This is a genomic window from Cupriavidus malaysiensis (assembly GCF_001854325.1).
Classification (GTDB): domain Bacteria; phylum Pseudomonadota; class Gammaproteobacteria; order Burkholderiales; family Burkholderiaceae; genus Cupriavidus; species Cupriavidus malaysiensis.
The window spans coordinates 401,990-417,705 of the sequence record NZ_CP017755.1 but is presented as its reverse complement, the minus strand read 5'-3'; the positions used below and the strand labels follow the sequence as shown (position 1 = coordinate 417,705).

Below are 15,716 nucleotides of genomic sequence, written 5' to 3'. Positions count from 1 at the left end.
GCAGAAGCGGACGCCACGACCGCGGCCGGCGGAGGCGACGCCGGCACGCCTGCCGCTCAGCGCAGGTCGCGGAAGCGGCTCGGGCTCATGCCCACATGGCGCCGGAAGGCGGCCGAGAAGTGGCTCAGGTTCTTGAAGCCGCAGCGCCGGGCGATGTCCAGCACGGGCGTATCGGGTTCATCGCGCAGCAAGGTACGCGCCCGCTCGAAGCGCAGGGCGGTGATGTAGCGGTGCGGCGTCTGGCCGAACGAGGCGTGGAAGATCCGCAGGAAATGGTCCTTCGACATGCAGGCGACCTGGGCCAGGTCCTGCAGGCGGATGTCTTCGTGCAGCCGCTCGGCGAACACTTCGGCTAGCTTGCGCATGACGCTCTGCCGCAGCGTGCCGCCGTGCGCACCGCGGTGCCTTCCGGCATCCGGGCCGTCCAGGCTGTAGCGTTGCACGAGGTGCCGGACCAGCAGCGCCTGGATCTGGTCGAGCACCAGGGATTCGGTGCGCATGCCGTCGGTGGCGTTGGTGGGCGACTCGCTCGCCAGCATGCGGAAGAAGCCGTCGAGCCAGGGGTCGGTGACGGCGAAGAACGCGTCGATCTCGGGGCAGGCGTCCTGCTCCAGGGTGTCGCGGGAGAACTCTTCGAACACCGAGTGGGGCAGGTAGAGATGCAGGACCTGGGTAGGGCCGCCGACGCGCCATTCGGTATCCGAGGCACGCGGCATGAAGGTGAGCGCGCCGATGCGCGAGCGGAATCCGGTCACCAGGCCATGCCGGCGGCGCTCGACATCCGTGTTGCCGGAGAGGTGGTAGACCAGCACATGGTCCGCGTTGCCATGCAGCCTGGCCTCGCAGGGCGGATGGTTCCAGCGCGCGCCGAAGATGGTGCCGCTATGGCTCGCCAGCAGGCGTTCGGGCCCCCGCCCGGTCTCCCGGGCAATGATCTCCAGGGCGGTTCTGTTTGCTTCCATGGCGGGGGTCTCCTGTCTTCCTGGCTCCAGGCCTTGTTTTGCTGCCATTCTAGGGAGTCGGGCCTGCAAAAAAATAGGGCGTTGTGCGGATATCGCGATCATTCCGGCGGGCAGCGTCCGGATGCCCGCCGGGGTGCCTGCTCGGTCCCGCGCCAGGCACCGGCTGTGCAAGGATCGCAACTTGTTCCGATATCGCGCAGATGTTCATCCCCGGCGCTCTCCAGCGTCGCCTGGCTGATAGATTGGCTCGCGCCATCCCCCGCGGATGGCCACGACGATCCCAATCCAGGAGACATTGCCTTGACCCTTTCGCCCCCCGTGCCGGAGCCGGCCTCCGCCTCCTCCGTCAAGCTGACGGCCCGCCTTGGCCGCGACTTCATCGATGCCGACGCGATCCCCTGGACGCCCTGGGTGATGGCCGGCACCTATTTCAAGCTGCTGGCGGTAAACGAACTGAGCGGTGGCTTCACCATGCTGCTCAAGGTCGACGCCGGCACCAAGGCCCCGGTGCACGCGCACCTGGGGTCGGCGGAAGCCTTCCTGCTGGAAGGCGGCTTCTACTACGACGCCGACGATCCCGGCCAGGCCGGCTGCTACACCTACGAAGCCGGAGGCGCGGTGCATGAACCCGTCTCGCCGCAAGGCTGCATCATGTTCGCGGTCAGCCATGGCCCGCTGGGCGGCTGCGATGCGCAGGGACAGGTCAATGCGGTGGTGGATTGCCGCACCATGCTGGCCCTGGCCGAGGCCAACGGCACGGCCGGCCATGTCGTACGCGTGACGTCCGCGCACTGAAGGCGAACGCTGGCGCCGCTTGTCCCTTGCGGCTTGCTGCTTGGCGCTTGCCTGGCCGTGCGGGCGGCACCGCTGCCCGCACGGCCGCTTTCGCGAACCGGCAGACCAGCAGGCATGCAAGCGCCCGACGGCAGCCATGCAGACAAGAGACAAGAGACAAGAGACAGAAGACAGAAGACAGGAGACAGGAGACAGGACATGGCAGGAACACTGCAATCCCGGGTGGTGGTGGTGACCGGCGCCGGGGCCGGCATCGGCGCGGCGGCCGCGCAGACGATGGCGCGCGAAGGCGCGCGCGTGGTGGTCAGCGATATCGACGCGGCGGCCGCGGAGGACACCGCGCACCGCATCGCGCAGGCCGGCGGCGAAGCCGTCGCCATGGGCGTGGACGTATCGCGGCCGGAGCAGATCGACGCCCTGCTCGAACTGGCGCTGCGGCACTACGGGCGCCTCGACGGCGCCTTCAACAATGCCGGCATTCCCGGCCCGGGCGTGCCGCTCGCGCAGCACGACGAGGCGCACTTCGATGCCTTGCTGGCCGTCAACCTGAAGGCGGTGTGGTACGGCATGAAGCGCCAGATCGAGATCATGCTGCCCGGCGGCGGCGGCGCCATCGTCAATACGGCCTCGGTGGGCGGCCTGGTCGGCAAGCCCGGCCTGTCCGTCTATTGCGCCACCAAGCACGCGGTGCTGGGCCTGACCAAGACCGCCGCCCTGGAGTACGGCAGCCGCGGCATCCGGGTCAATGCCGTCTGTCCCGGCGTGGTGCGCACGCGCATGGTCGACATGGTGATCGCCGCCCAGCCGGAGACCGAGAGCACCTGGGGCACGCTGCAGCCCATCGGGCGCTTCGGCACGCCGGAGGAGATCGGCGAGGCGGTGGCATGGCTGATGTCGCCGCGCGCCTCGCTGGTTCATGGCCACGCGCTGGTGGCCGACGGAGGCTTGACGGCGGCCTAGGCGGGCCGGCCGCCATCGTCGCGGCCGCCGGCGCGAACTGCGCGGCGGCCGCGACGGTCAGCGCGCTACCGGTGCACGTGCGCGGCCACCCCGTCGCGCTCGGCCATCTCGAGCATCAGCTTGTAGTCGACGATGCCGGCGATGCTGCCGTCACCCGCAAGGCCGGCGATCGGGCCGTCGAACACGCAGAACAACACGCAGCCGTTGGCCGTGCGGGGCTGGTGGATGTCGCCGGCCGGCTCGAAGATGTAGTCGCCGGGCCGGCCGATGTCATCGGTGTCGTAGCAGATGTCCCCTTCCATCACCAGCACTTCGATGGCGCCGAGGTGATGGTGGATCGGCGCTGCCACCCCGGGCTTCACCTTGAGCAGGCAGGTGAAGCCGCCGTTGCGGCCGTTCACGCTCAGCAGCTTGTAGTCGACGCCGTCCATCACCCACGGCATCCAGGGGATGGGGCCGAGTCTCTGGAAGCGTGGATAGGGCAAGGTGATCCTGGCGCGGGCGCCGGCATTGTCGTCGCAGGCGGCGGCGTCGCTCAGCAAGGTACTCATGCGGTTGTCTCCTATGTGGTGGTGGGCAGGGAAAACGGGGACCGGCACAGGCCGGTGGTCCGTCACCATCATAGGGAGTGCGCTCGCTCACGCGAGCAGGGTGCGCGACAAGATCACGACAACTGCAAAGCACCGCGTTTTCGACAGCGCCGGCGCCGCCACGGCGGCAGCCGCTGCAGCCACGGCAGACGCGACGGGCCCCTGCGTTGCGCCCGCCATGCCGGTCGGCCGGACCGCGCGCAGCAGGGCGATCAGGCCGCTGGCATCGCGCTGGACCAGCGCGTGGCGGCAAGCCATGCGCCGCGGATCTTGCGCCGCATGGCCCCGCTTCACCACGAAGCCGCATCAAGCTGGATCAAGCCGCCTCACCCCCGCCCCGGCGGCTCCCCCCCTCCTCCACGAAGCGCCGCACCGCCCCAGGCCGCGCGACGCGATGGCCTGCAGCGCCGGCCTGACCTCGGTGATCACGAGCGGCACGACTCCTACCGTCCCGGCCTCCCGGCGTCCCGGCCATGCGCCTCGGAGGACCGGCAGACGGAAAGGGCAGCATCGCCGAAATCGCGATAACGAGAACCGATCACCAGATCCGCGCGCCCGAGGGAAATCACCGATGCGCGTCCACCCTCCATATAAATAGCATACCAACCATCCGTCTACGATCAATGACAACCGGACGACGGGAGGCAATGTATGCGGTTCAGATGGCACCTCCCGTCCATGGCCAGCCTGGCGGATTGCACCGGTAATGCCTTGGCGGCAGCACTCCGGCCTGCATGACGCGGGGTCTGCCATGCATCGGGACCGTCTTTCGGTACCGAATCCTTCCCATAAAAAACGTGTACCAACGATTGGTTAGCACATTCAAATAGCAGTTCCCGAACCGCGACGACGACACGTTGGTCGTCGCGGTTCCCCTCCCCAAGAAGAGAAAGGAGACAAGATGAAGTTCAGAATGGCAGTGTGTTCCGCCGCGGGTATCCTTGGCATGCCCGGCCTGGCGCATGCGCAATCTTCCGTGACGCTGTATGGCGTGCTGTCCGTCGGCGTTGCCTACGTCAACAACGAGGGCGGCCAGGCTGCAACCAAGATGGTGCCCGGCACCTTGCAGAACAATCGATGGGGCCTGCGCGGCAGCGAAGACCTGGGTGGCGGAAGCAAAGCTGTCTTCGCACTGGAGAGCGGCTTCGCGATCGACGACGGCAAGTCACAGCAAGGTGGCCGGCTGTTCGGGCGGCAGGCCTTCGTCGGCCTCAGCAACGAGCGCTATGGCACCCTCACGTTCGGCCGCCAGTACGACGCGGTGTACGATGCCCTCGACATCATGTCCGCCCCGGTCGCGGCGGCCGGCCTCGCGACACATGTGGGCGACAACGACAACGTTTTCGGCAGCTATCGCCACAACAACGCGATCAAGTACGTCACACCGGACTGGGGCGGCCTCCGGGGCGAGTTGAGCTATGCGCTGTCCGATGTCTCCAGTGCGGCCAACAACCGCTCGTTCAGCGCCGGCGGCATCTACGAGAGGGGCTCCCTGCGTTTGGCGGGCGCCTACCTGCAGCTTGACAACCCCGGCCTCAACGCCGGCAACAATGCGAGTGGAGCGGTCACGGACGACTACTTCGGTGCTCCGTTCGTGCTGTTTCATAGCAGTCCGCTCAATCCCGCGATCGGCGTGCGCAAGCAGCAGGTCGCGGGCCTGGCTGCCGGCTACGGTTTCGGCGCGGCGCGAGTCAACGCGATGTACACCTATGTCAACTACGCCTATCGCGACAACAGCGGACTGCGCCTGCACAACTTCGACCTCAATGGCACCTACCATCTGACGCCCTCCCTGGTGCTGGGCGCAGGCTATGTATTCACTGCCGGCAGCTACAGCGGCATCTCCAGCACCCCGCGCTGGCACATGGCCCAACTCAGCCTGGACTACTTCTTGTCCAAGCGCACGGATGTCTATGTCTATGGCACCTATCAGAAGGCCGTAGGCGCCAAGGCGGATATCTATCTCTTTGCCCCTTCCAGCAACGACCGACAGCTGGTGATGGTGGCCGGCATCCGCCACAAGTTCTAGCCCGGCCGCACGCCGCCGCGCAACGCCTGGCGGATACGGCCGAACGAAGCGAGCATCGCGGCCAGCGTGCGCGCTTCGGCAGGCAGAGGCCGGTCGGCAGCGCGCATCAGTCCGACCTGCCGCGGCGGCAACATGTCGTCGAGCTCCAGCGCCAGCAGCCCATGCGGGCTGCCCGCGCGTTCCAGCACGCCCCGCGGCATCTCGGCAAGGTAGTCGGACGCTCCCATCAGAAGAACGGCATCCATCAGCGAAGACAGTACCAGCACCGAGCGAGGCGGTGGCAAGCCGTGCCCTGCCATCTTCTGCTCGAAGCGCTGCCGCACATTCGACTGCGTGGAGGTCGATGCGCCGGAAGCGGGAACAGACCAGGCGTCCGCCAGCACGATCCAGTTGCAGTCCCTCAATGCGGACGCCTTGCGCGCCGCTGCCAGGGGATGCCCCTGCCGGCACAGGATGGCCGGCACGCTGTCGTACAGCGCACTGCAGCGCAAACCGGCGCGATCCGCAGGAGGTGGCAGTGTGGCGATGGCCAGTTCGATGCGTCCAGCGCGCAGCGCGTGCACGATGGTCTCCGAAGCGCCATGCATCACATGGAGTTCAACATCGGGAAGCCGTCTCTGAAACTCGGGCAGCACGTGCGTGCCCACGAAAATTGACGGGTCGAGCGACAACCCGATCCGCACGGTCGAGGCACGCTGGCACGCCATGCTGCGCAGCGCCTGCTCGGCGCGCTCCCATTCACGCAAGACAGCCTCGGCATGACGAAGCGCGATCTCGCCATGCGACGTCAAGGTGATCCCGCGCCCGTTGCGCACGAACAGGCTCAGGCCATACTGTTGTTCGAGCCGCTGCAAGCTCAGGGTGATCCCGGCTTGCGACGCACGACGGGCGCGCGCCGCGGCCCGGATACCGCCGTGGCGCACCACGGCGGCAAGGTCGTGGAGTTGCTGGATCTTCATGCAGGTCCTGCCCTCTGCCCGGCGCCGGGCACGTGCACCAGTCAGTCCATTGCGTCAGAGCGAGCGCCCCCGCGCGACGGTGCCTCCAGGTCGCAGGCCAGGCGCTAAGCGCTGATTCCCGCATACCATGTCCTTCCCTCCCATTTCAATGATTCAGCGGACTAGATCAGGAAGGACTCCAGCGCTTCCGGCGCGAACAGGTCTTCGGGCCTGAGGCCGGCCGGGGACAGGCCCTGCTCGTGGTGGTAGCGCAGGAAGGTTTCCAGCACGTGGCGGTTGGCAGCAAAACCATAGGGCCACCAGTCCCGGCCCATCACGCTTTCGGCTTGCTCGACGTGAGCCGGCAGCCAGGGCAGCATGGTCTTGAGCGCTGCGGTCTGGCGCAGGTCCTCGTACGCCTTCCGCTGCGCCAGTTGAAGCGCCTTGTACAGCGACTGCGCAAGCCAGCGGTTGGCCAGGTAGACCTCCCGGCGGATCACCACCGTATGCATGATCGGGAAGATGCCGGCGCGTCGATAGTAGTCCTGCTCGACGGCCTGGTAGTCGGGAAACAGCCGGCGAACGTGGTGCGGGCGAGTGTGGAAGGTCGATGGCGTGCGCGCCGTGAACAAGGCATCGATCTCCCCGTCAGCCAGCATGCTGGCCAGGGTCTGCTCCGCGCCGATCGCGCGGAGCCGGAAACGCTCCGGCAACTCCAGGCGCAGCTTTTCCTCGCGCCCCGGTTGCTCCTCGCCCCCCGTCCAGTACTCCATGGCATCCGGCGCCACACCATACTCGTCGGCGAGGATGCCCCGGATCCAGACGGGGGCCGTCATCTGATACTCGGGCACGCCGATGCGCCTGCCTGCCAGGTCCGCCGGGGTCTCGATGCCACTGGCGGCGGAGACGAATATGCAGGAATGACGGAAGAAACGCGACGGGAACACCGGGACGGCGATAAAGGGCGAGTCACCCCGAGCCAGGGACACGACATAGGACGATAGCGACATCTCGGCAATATCGAACTCATGGTGGCGCAGCATGCGGAAGAACGTCTCTTCCACGGGCTGGGCGAGGAAATTGAGATCGACGCCGTCGATGGCGACCTCGCCAGATTTCAGTGCGGCCACTCGGTCATAGTCCCAGCAGGCCATGGTCAAGCGCAATCGGCTCATATGCAAACCTCCAGTCAGTGAATGGAAACTCCAGGAAATCGCCCCGCGCCGAGACACGGGGACACAAGCAATGACCCGTGCCCCGCAACCCGCCTCCGCCATTTGATAGGCAAGCATATGGTTGGTATGCTGGCAATCGTTGTATCGATCATTGGTACAATATTCAAATCAGGGACCGCCCACTGCCACCGGCCGTTTCGGGGCGGCGCCTTTCAGGAGCATCTCGTTCTATGTCGCTTGAAATCTTCTACTCGCGGGCCGGCCATTTGATCCGTCGCCTCAACCAGATCTCTGTCGCGCTGTTCCTCGAGGAAGCCGGCAGCCATGACCTGACGCCCCGGCAGTACGCCGCCCTGAAGATGATCGACGAGGTCCCCGGCATCGACCAGATGACCCTGTCGAACATGATCGCCATGGACAAGACGACCATGGTCAAGGTCATCGACCGCCTCGTCGAGAAGGGACTCATCACGCGCACGCGGGCACCGCATGATCGCCGCTTGAACCTGCTGCACGTGACACCGGCGACCCGTGCCACGCTGGACCAGATCGAGCAGGAACTCGACCGCAGCGAGGCGCGCATCCTGGCCCCGCTGAGCAAGTCCGAGCAGCGCCTCTTCATGGAGATGCTCACAAAGCTGGTCAACGTCAACAATGCCTACTCGCGCGCACCGCTGGATGCTTCCCGGATGGAAGACCTGGCGGCACAGGGCCGGCTCGACCTGCCCGGTACACGGGCGCCCGAGGAAAAATCGCCCGCACGCAAGTCCCCGGCCAAGACGACCGGCACCGCCAGCAAGCCATCGCCCGCGCGCGCCCCACGCAAGGCAGTACGTCGCGGCGGCGAGACCGCCTAGTCCTTGGCGGCAGAGAAAGCGCTCCCGAGCGGCGGTGCATCCAGGTCGCAGGCCAGGCGCAAAGCACGGGCATCGCACGGCGATGGCACGCCTTTGCCATGACGCATACGGCCTGGAATCGCTGTCGATCGCAGGTGCTTTTCCAATGACGCAGTGGACTGGGGCCTGGCGCAGCAAGGCAGAGCTCGTCAGAAATCGAAGAACACCGTCTCGTCCCGGCCCTGCAGCACCACGTTCCACCGCAGCACTCCAGGCCCTTCGGCCTGCGCCACCAGCGTAGCGCGGCGCTCGTGCGGGACAAGCGCCAGCACCGGGTCGGTCCGGTTGGCGGGCTCGCCTGGGAAGTAGACCCGTGTCACGAGCTGCTTCAGGATGCCGCGCATGAACAGCGCGACCACCAGGTGCGGTGCCTGCAGGCTCCCGCCCGGCCCCGGCACGGCGCCAGGCTTGACGGTAGTGAAGCGGAACCACCCCGCCTCGTCAGTACCCACCCGCCCCCAGCCACGAAAGCCGGACAGCGGCGCCCGTCCGCCCTCTGGATGGGCGTAGCGCCCCTGCGGGTCCGCCTGCCAGACTTCCAGCATGGCGTCGTTGACCGGCGCGCCGTCGGCATCCAGTACGCGGCCGGAAAGGGAAACGCGCTCCCCCACCTCGCCCGGTGCCAGATCCTCGCTCGTCAGCCAGGTGAACCCGATATGCAGGTAAGGACCCGCAGTCTGTGAAGTCGTTGCTTGAAGGCTCATGATCCATTCCTCCTGTCGATGATTGCCGCTGGGCGGCCGGCCTTGCGCATGCCGGCCTTAGCGACGTACCCAGCCACCGGACGGCTCCCACGGCGTTTGCTCGCGTCCGCGCAGCACGATGTCGAAGCGGTAGGCCAGCGCGAACTCCGGCACCGTGTGCTCCCAGTCGAGCCGGCTCACCAAGCGTTGCCGCGCCTTCGCGTCGGGCACGCACAAGTACATGGGGTCGTAGTCCAGCAGCGGATCGCCGGGAAAGTACATCTGCGTGACCAGCCGCGTGGCGAAGGCGGGGCCGAACACCGAGAAGTGGATGTGCGCCGGGCGCCAGCCGTTGTAGTGATTGCGCCAGGGATACTCGCCTGGCCGGATGGTGAGGAAGCGGTAACAGCCCCGCGCGTCGGTCAAGGTTCGGCCACAGCCGGTGAAGTTGGGGTCAAGCGGTGCGTCGTGACGGTCAGCACGATGCGGATAACGACCGGCGGCATTGGCCTGCCAGATCTCCACCAGCGTGTTCGGCACAGCACTGCCGTTCTCGTCCAGCACCCGCCCGCTGACGATGATGCGCTCGCCGAGCGGCCGGCCGTCGTGTTGCGACGTCAGGTCGTTGTCGTGCGCGCCGAGATCCTGGTGGCCGAACACGGGCCCCGTGATCTCGGACAAGGTCTGCGGGAGCAACACCAGCGGCACTTTGGGCGAGCGCTTCTGCGTCGCCACGTAGCGAGGGAACAGGTAGTCCGGCTGCGTGCCCGCGGCCGGCCGGCGATAACCCAGTACGTCTTCCATCTTCCAGACTCCAGTTGAGAGGGTTCCTCAAGGCGCGGCCGACAGTGTCCCCGCGTCGAAGCCCGCCACGCGCTTGTAGCGCTCTTGCCATGCGAGCAACTCCTGCGCTGAGATCACGTCCTCGAGCCGCTCGAACGGTTTCCCGCCGGTACGTTCCTCCACGACCAGCAGGATGGCATCGGGTGCAATCTCGCGATTCGCCAGCACCACGTCGCCGGTAGCCTTCAAGCGCTTGTGCTCGTAGGCCTGCAGTGCCCGGCGCGGATCGTCCTCCGCGGCCAGCAGATCGGCCAGCGCAGTCGCGTCGATGATGGCCTGCGCTGCACCGTTCGAGCCGCGCGGCATCATCGGATGCGCGGCGTCGCCCAGCAGCGTGACCCGCCCCACCGTCCAGAAGCCGAGGGGATCCTGATCGACCATCGGGTACTCGTAGACCGCATCCGCCTCGCGCAGCATGGCTGGTATGTCGAGCCATTCGAACTGACTGTGCTCGAAAAGGTGCAGGAAATCCTCGAGGCGGCCCTGGCGGTTCCAGTCCCGCTCCTCCTCTTCGGGCTTGGCGAACTCGATGACCCAGTTGATGAGCTGCGTGCCCTCGCCGTCGATGTTGTCGCGGATCGGATAGGTAATCAGCTTTCCGGTGTGGTAGGTACCGACATAGGCCATGCTGGCACCCGACATGAAGGGCTTGGCGCGCGTAACGCCGCGCCACTGCGTGGAACCCTGGTAGCGCGGCCTGGCCTCGGCCGGGTGAAACTGCTTGCGGATCACCGAATGGACGCCGTCGCAAGCCACCACGACCTGCGCGCTGACCGGTGCCAACGGCGCGCCGCTGCCGCTGTCCTGCAGGTGGACGGTGACACCCGCGTCGTCCTGCTCCACGCCCGTGCAGCGCTGCCCGAGGTGCAGGACATCGGCGCCCAGGCGTTCCTCTACCGCGGCGAGCAGGGTCATCTGCAGGTCACCGCGATGGATCGACACCTGTGGCCAGGCATAGCCGGCAAACTTGCCACGCGGCTCGCGATGCACGAGCTGGCCATGGCTGGTGAAGAAGCAGTACTCACGCGTCTCCTGGCCCTTCGCCAGCAGGCGCTCCTGCAGTCCAAGTCTGGCGGGTTCCTTCATCGCGTGCGGCAGCAGGTTCAGCCCGACGCCCAATGGCTTGAGTTCCGTCACGCTCTCGTAGATGCGACAGCGGATGCCGACGCGGTGTAGCGCCAGCGCCAGCGTCAGGCCGCCGATGCCGGCCCCGATGATGACGACTTCCTTTTCCTGCGAATGCTGCATGAATATCTCCTTGGCTTGTTTCGGAGCGAGTGCGAGCCTGCCCTGACGGCATCGCCTTGTTGTCTTCCATGGGCACGGGCGCCGGTCAGGGTCCGGCTAGGTGCGTGGCGCCCTGCGGCTGTCGCGCGACAGCACGCCGAGCCATGTCGTTCCTCAGTCCAGGTGAGCGCCGGACTCGCGCACGACCTTGCCCAGCCGGATCGTCTCCGAACGCATCAAGGAGGCGAATTCCTCCGGCGTGCCGGTCATCATCTTGGCGCCCTGCTCCGCCATCTTCGCCACGACCTCGGGATCGCGCGCCGCCTTGGCGAATTCCGCGTTCAGCTTCGCCACGACGGCCTTGGGCGTACCCGCCGGGGCAACCACGCCGAACCAGGCGTTCAGGACGAAATCGGGATAGCCTAGTTCGATCATGGTCGGCAGGTTGGGCAGCAGCGGCGAACGCTGCGTGTCGGCAATGGCCAGGGCGCGCACCTTGCCCTCGCGCACCAGCGGCAACGAGTCGACGATACCGTTGAAGAAGAAGTCGAAGCGCCCCGCCACTGCGTCGGCAACCGCCTGCGACGAGCCCTTGTAGGGCACGTGCGTCGCTTCCAGCCGGGTCCGCGAACGGAACATCTCGGCCAACAGATGTCCACCGCTGCCGATGCCCATCGAGGCATAGCTGAGGCCGCCCGGCCGGCCCTTGCTCAGCGCCGCCAGGTCCGCCGGCGAGCGGGCCGGACTCGATGGCGGCACGACCAGCACATGGGGAAACGAGAACAGGGGCGCCACCGGCGCGAAGTCCTTGACCGGGTCATAGCTCAACTTCGTATAGAGGGAACTGTTGATCGCGTGCGAACCGACGCTGGCCAGGTAGAGCACATAGCCGTCCGGGCGCGCATTCTTGACGGCGCTGGCCCCGATCTGGCCGCCGCCGCCGGGCCGGTTGTCGACCAGCACGGGTTGTCCGGTGTACTCGGTCACTTTCTCGGCGATACGGCGCGCGCCGACGTCCGCCGCGCCGCCGGCGGTGAATGGCACGACAATGGTGATCGGCCGGGCCGGGAAATCCTCGGCGCGCGCGACCACAGGACAGGCGCCGAACGTTGCCGCCAGGAACAGTAATAGGCAGGCGCGCAGCAGGCCGCTGCGCAGGAAGGGGTTCAACATGAAGCTGTCTCCTAGTTTTCGTGTGATATGCATGTGGCGGCCCCCGGCGCGGACGGATGCCGGACGCCGCGGAACGCCGAGATCTTCAATCCGCCCGCCTCTCCTCGCGCAGGTAATCCAGCCTGCGCATCAGTTCGCGATCGCTGACCAGCATCAGCGTGGCCTGCTCGCTCACGGCCTGGTGCCGGACCCACTGCCACCGTGGCAGCGTGAACACGTCGTGCTGCTGCCAATGGAACACGGTGTCGCCGATGTCGCTGCGGCCACTCCCTTCGATCACGACGACCATCGCGGTCGCGGTGGTGCGCACCGCGGCAGTTGTCCGGCCGGCCGCCAGGCGCAGCGCCTCGACGTCGATGGTCGGCATCACGGGGCCGCCGTCGGCCGGATTGAGGTAGCGCAGGCGGCGCGAGCCGTCGACGCCCGGGGCCATGGCGGCCAGCACCCGGTCGGCGCGCTCCCAGGCGTAGCGATAGAGCGGAGAGTAAGGCACCACCGCCGCGTCGCCTTCCGGGAGCATGCCGCCCTCCGCCAGGCTATCGTCAGGCGCTGCCGCCAGGCCACGGGGTGGCACGGGACCCGGCCCCATCTCGAAGAACACCGCGCCGAGTTGCCGCGCCAGCGGATAGTCGAGCCCATCGAACCAGACCATGCGCTCGCTTCCCTCGTGGCAATGCTCGTGCCAGCTCCATGCCGGCGTCAGGATCACATCGCCGGGGACCATTTCGCAGCGTTTGCCGTCGACCGTCGTGACCGCTCCGCTGCCGCACATGACGATGCGCAGCGCGGCAAGCGTATGCCGATGGGCATCGGCCGACTCTCCCGGATTGAGAACCTGCAATCCGCCCGACAGTGTCGGCGTGGTAAAGACCGTGCCAGGGAAATCGGGATGGGTCAGCAGTAGCACCCGCCGTTCAGCCTCCTCCATGTCGACTTCGCGGGCGGCACGTTCCACCAGCGGCCCCATCGTCTGCCACGGCCAGATCAGCGGCGCGCGATATTGGGGCTCGCGGGTATTGAGACGCATATAGCGATCCCACAAGGGTTGTGCATGAACCTCGTCGAGTGCCTCCAACAGCGGCTTGCTGCCGCTGCGCTGCCGTTCCGCCGTCATGCCTCGTCTCCATAGGCACGTACCCGGACATCCATGGCATCCAGGCCATCGCAGGCGGCATGCAGGAAATCGCCTGGGTGGATCGGACCCACGCCTTCCGGCGTGCCGGTGAACAGCAGGTCGCCTGGCTTGAGCGTGTAGAAGCGCGAAGCGAAGGCAATCAGCTCCGCGACGCTGAGCACCATGTCGGCCGTGGACGTGTTCTGCCTCACGATGCCATTCTGCGACAACCACAACCGCAGGGCGTTCGGATCTTCGATCTCATCCCGAGTGGTCAGCCAGGGGCCAAGCACCGTATAGCTATCGATCGACTTGCGGAAGCTGCGATCCTCGGTACCGCGTACGGTGATGTCAAGGCCGACCGCATAGCCGGCGACGTAGTCCAAGGCTTCCTCCACCGGCACCTCGCTCGCGGCGCGACCGATCACTGCTACCAGCTCCACCTCGTAGTCGGTCCGCCGCTCGGGAAAGCGCACCGCGACTCCCTGGGCAGCCCCCACCAGGGACGATGTCGCCTTGAGGAACAGACCTGCCTTCTCGATATCCGCCAGGTTGTGTCCCGGAGAAATATTGCTCGCCAGCATCTCAGCGATATGCGCGTGATAGTTGACCGGCGCCGCCACGATCTTGCCTGGCAAGCGCACCGGCGCAAGCAGGCTGACGGCGCTGGCCGGCGCGGCTTGCCGCGCCAGCAGATCCGACGGCAATCCGGCGCGAACCTGGTCGAGGTAGGCGATCAGGGGATCGCCATCCACCGGCGGCAAGCCCTCCAGTACTCGCGTGACAGCTTCCGTCACGTCCACCACCTGTCCTGACAGGACGACGCCCACGCGGTCATTGTTGAATCGACAGAGCTTCAAGTTTGTCTCCAGAAGGAAGAGTTGGCACCCGGCGGTATAAGGAACGACCATCCCGACCACTTCTCAGGCAAGCAACGCGTGCTTGGCGTTGTCTCTTCGGGTCGTTTCGATATGGTGAGTATACCAACGATTGGCGTACGGTCAATAAATTGATATGCACACCAACCTTATGTACACTCCAGTCACGATCGAAGTCACCAGGCCTGCCGCCGGCCAGAAGACATGACGGCGGCGACGCCTCCGGCCCCGGGGGCCTGGCCTGTTTCACCACCCATGCAAAGGAAAGCCATGCCGATCCGCATTGCCGCCATCGACGTCAGTCACTGGCACTCAATCTATGACGCCGCCTACCTGAAACATCTGGTTCAAATGGAAGACGTGGAGGTAGTGGCACTGCATGATGACGATGCCGAGATCGCTGCGAAGCGTGCACGGGCCGTCGGGGTCGGTGCCGTCTACGCCGACCACCTGGCGATGCTCGACAGCGAGCAACCGGATTTCGTCGTTGCGCTCGGCCGTCACGACCGCATGGCGCGGCGTGCGCATGACCTGCTGGATCGGGGCATCGACTTCCTGATGGAAAAGCCGATGGGACGCAACGCCGCCGAAGTCCGTGGCATTGTCGACAAAGCCACGGCGCGGGGCGCCTTCGTCGCCGTTCCACTGCCCCAGCGCGACGCGCCATTCATGCGCAAGGCGCGCGAGATGCTTGTCGAGGGGCGCTTCGGCCGCCTGTCCCACATCTACATCCGCATGAACCGCTTCAGTTCCGCACGCTACCCCGCCTGGGATTCCGCCTGGATGCTTGACCCGGAGGCGTCGGCCGGCGGCTGTCTGCGCAATCTGGGCACGCACGGCCTGGACGCGCTGCGGGTGCTGGTCGACGAGCCGTGGGTGGTCACCGCAGCACAGATCAGCAATGGTGCGCTCGGCCAGGCGGTAGAAGACTATGCAAGCGTGCTGCTGCGCAGCGAAAGCGGTGTGCTCGCCACGCTGGAAGTTGGCAATGCCTACCCGCGCCGCACCACCGAAGGCGCCACCAATCTGCCAAGCCGGGATCGGCTGCTCGACGGCGCCGACGGCGAATGGAAGATCTGCGGCCAGCATGCGCTACTGATGGCCAAGGATGGCATGCTGCGCATCGTCGGCACGGACGACGAGACATCCCTGCCCGGAGAGCCGGATGGGAATCCTGCGTTCGGGATGCTGCGCAAGACCCTGGACGCATGGCGTGCCGGCGGCCCTCCCCCGGCGAGTGCACGGGACTGCTTGCGTGCCGTCGAACTGATCGATGCGGCATATGGCCTGGCCGATCCGCTCCGGCGCTGAGCTCCTCGCCTGTCTCCGGCGCCCGTAGCGCATTGCACGCGCCAGGCCCCCGCTTGCTCGACCCGGCGCCACGACCTCAGGCATACTTCACGCCGATGCCGGCAGCGTGCGGGGCCTCCCGCCCGCCTCTGCCGGTCCTGTC

Annotated in this window: 16 protein-coding genes; 5 read left to right on the top strand and 11 right to left on the bottom strand. The window is 66.6% G+C overall.

What is annotated here, in order from left to right:
• Positions 1-56: 56 nt before the first annotated feature.
• Complete coding sequence (locus tag BKK80_RS21770) at positions 57-962, bottom strand: helix-turn-helix transcriptional regulator (RefSeq protein WP_071017094.1); 906 nt, start codon at positions 960-962, stop codon at positions 57-59.
• A gap of 300 nt (positions 963-1,262) precedes the next feature.
• On the opposite strand from BKK80_RS21770, the gene BKK80_RS37220 reads away from it, so the two are divergent.
• Positions 1,263-1,757 (top strand): 2,4'-dihydroxyacetophenone dioxygenase family protein, encoded by a 495-nt coding sequence (locus BKK80_RS37220; protein WP_205683736.1) that lies wholly within the window; start codon positions 1,263-1,265, stop codon positions 1,755-1,757.
• A gap of 198 nt (positions 1,758-1,955) precedes the next feature.
• Positions 1,956-2,717 carry a glucose 1-dehydrogenase gene (locus tag BKK80_RS21760; RefSeq protein ID WP_071039305.1) on the top strand — a complete coding sequence of 254 codons (762 nt, stop codon included), beginning with the start codon at positions 1,956-1,958 and terminating at the stop codon, positions 2,715-2,717.
• A 65-nt stretch (positions 2,718-2,782) separates the two neighbouring features.
• Here the strand turns inward: BKK80_RS21760 and BKK80_RS21755 are convergent, their stop codons facing one another.
• Complete coding sequence (locus BKK80_RS21755; protein WP_071071199.1) at positions 2,783-3,268, bottom strand: 2,4'-dihydroxyacetophenone dioxygenase family protein; 486 nt, start codon at positions 3,266-3,268, stop codon at positions 2,783-2,785.
• A gap of 87 nt (positions 3,269-3,355) precedes the next feature.
• Complete coding sequence (locus tag BKK80_RS21750) at positions 3,356-3,565, bottom strand: hypothetical protein (protein ID WP_157903296.1); 210 nt, start codon at positions 3,563-3,565, stop codon at positions 3,356-3,358.
• Between the two features lie 643 nt (positions 3,566-4,208).
• Here BKK80_RS21750 and BKK80_RS21745 point away from each other — a divergent pair.
• Positions 4,209-5,336 (top strand): porin, encoded by a 1,128-nt coding sequence (locus BKK80_RS21745; protein WP_156811407.1) that lies wholly within the window; start codon positions 4,209-4,211, stop codon positions 5,334-5,336.
• Here BKK80_RS21745 and BKK80_RS21740 read toward each other — a convergent pair.
• Together BKK80_RS21740 and BKK80_RS21735 are read right to left on the bottom strand one after the other, a co-directional pair.
• Positions 5,333-6,295, bottom strand: coding sequence for a LysR family transcriptional regulator (locus BKK80_RS21740; protein ID WP_071017105.1), 963 nt, complete (start codon positions 6,293-6,295; stop codon positions 5,333-5,335). The two genes, BKK80_RS21745 and BKK80_RS21740, sit on opposite strands and share 4 nt — an antisense overlap.
• A gap of 161 nt (positions 6,296-6,456) precedes the next feature.
• A complete protein-coding gene (locus BKK80_RS21735; protein ID WP_071017107.1) occupies positions 6,457-7,449 on the bottom strand; it encodes a PhnD/SsuA/transferrin family substrate-binding protein in 993 nt (330 codons plus the stop codon).
• A 230-nt stretch (positions 7,450-7,679) separates the two neighbouring features.
• Between BKK80_RS21735 and BKK80_RS21730 the strand changes: the two genes are divergently transcribed.
• Entirely contained in the window at positions 7,680-8,306 is a 627-nt protein-coding gene (locus tag BKK80_RS21730; RefSeq protein WP_071071194.1) for a MarR family winged helix-turn-helix transcriptional regulator, read from the top strand.
• 188 nt (positions 8,307-8,494) lie between these two features.
• Here the strand turns inward: BKK80_RS21730 and pcaG are convergent, their stop codons facing one another.
• From pcaG to BKK80_RS21700, 6 genes are all read right to left on the bottom strand, one after another.
• Positions 8,495-9,049, bottom strand: coding sequence for a protocatechuate 3,4-dioxygenase subunit alpha (pcaG, locus tag BKK80_RS21725; RefSeq protein WP_071017111.1), 555 nt, complete (start codon positions 9,047-9,049; stop codon positions 8,495-8,497).
• Positions 9,050-9,106: 57 nt separating this feature from the next.
• On the bottom strand, positions 9,107-9,832 hold the full coding sequence (gene pcaH, locus BKK80_RS21720) for a protocatechuate 3,4-dioxygenase subunit beta (RefSeq protein ID WP_071017112.1): 726 nt from the start codon (positions 9,830-9,832) through the stop codon (positions 9,107-9,109).
• A 27-nt stretch (positions 9,833-9,859) separates the two neighbouring features.
• Positions 9,860-11,119, bottom strand: coding sequence for a flavin-dependent oxidoreductase (locus tag BKK80_RS21715; protein ID WP_071071191.1), 1,260 nt, complete (start codon positions 11,117-11,119; stop codon positions 9,860-9,862).
• 153 nt (positions 11,120-11,272) lie between these two features.
• A complete protein-coding gene (locus tag BKK80_RS21710) occupies positions 11,273-12,271 on the bottom strand; it encodes a Bug family tripartite tricarboxylate transporter substrate binding protein (protein WP_071017116.1) in 999 nt (332 codons plus the stop codon).
• Positions 12,272-12,356: 85 nt separating this feature from the next.
• Positions 12,357-13,385 (bottom strand): cupin domain-containing protein, encoded by a 1,029-nt coding sequence (locus tag BKK80_RS21705; RefSeq protein WP_071071189.1) that lies wholly within the window; start codon positions 13,383-13,385, stop codon positions 12,357-12,359.
• Entirely contained in the window at positions 13,382-14,245 is an 864-nt protein-coding gene (locus BKK80_RS21700; RefSeq protein ID WP_071017120.1) for a fumarylacetoacetate hydrolase family protein, read from the bottom strand. Before BKK80_RS21700 ends, BKK80_RS21705 begins: the two co-directional genes overlap by 4 nt.
• A 288-nt stretch (positions 14,246-14,533) precedes the next feature.
• Between BKK80_RS21700 and BKK80_RS21695 the strand changes: the two genes are divergently transcribed.
• Positions 14,534-15,574, top strand: coding sequence for a Gfo/Idh/MocA family protein (locus BKK80_RS21695; RefSeq protein ID WP_071071187.1), 1,041 nt, complete (start codon positions 14,534-14,536; stop codon positions 15,572-15,574).
• Positions 15,575-15,716: the final 142 nt, after the last annotated feature.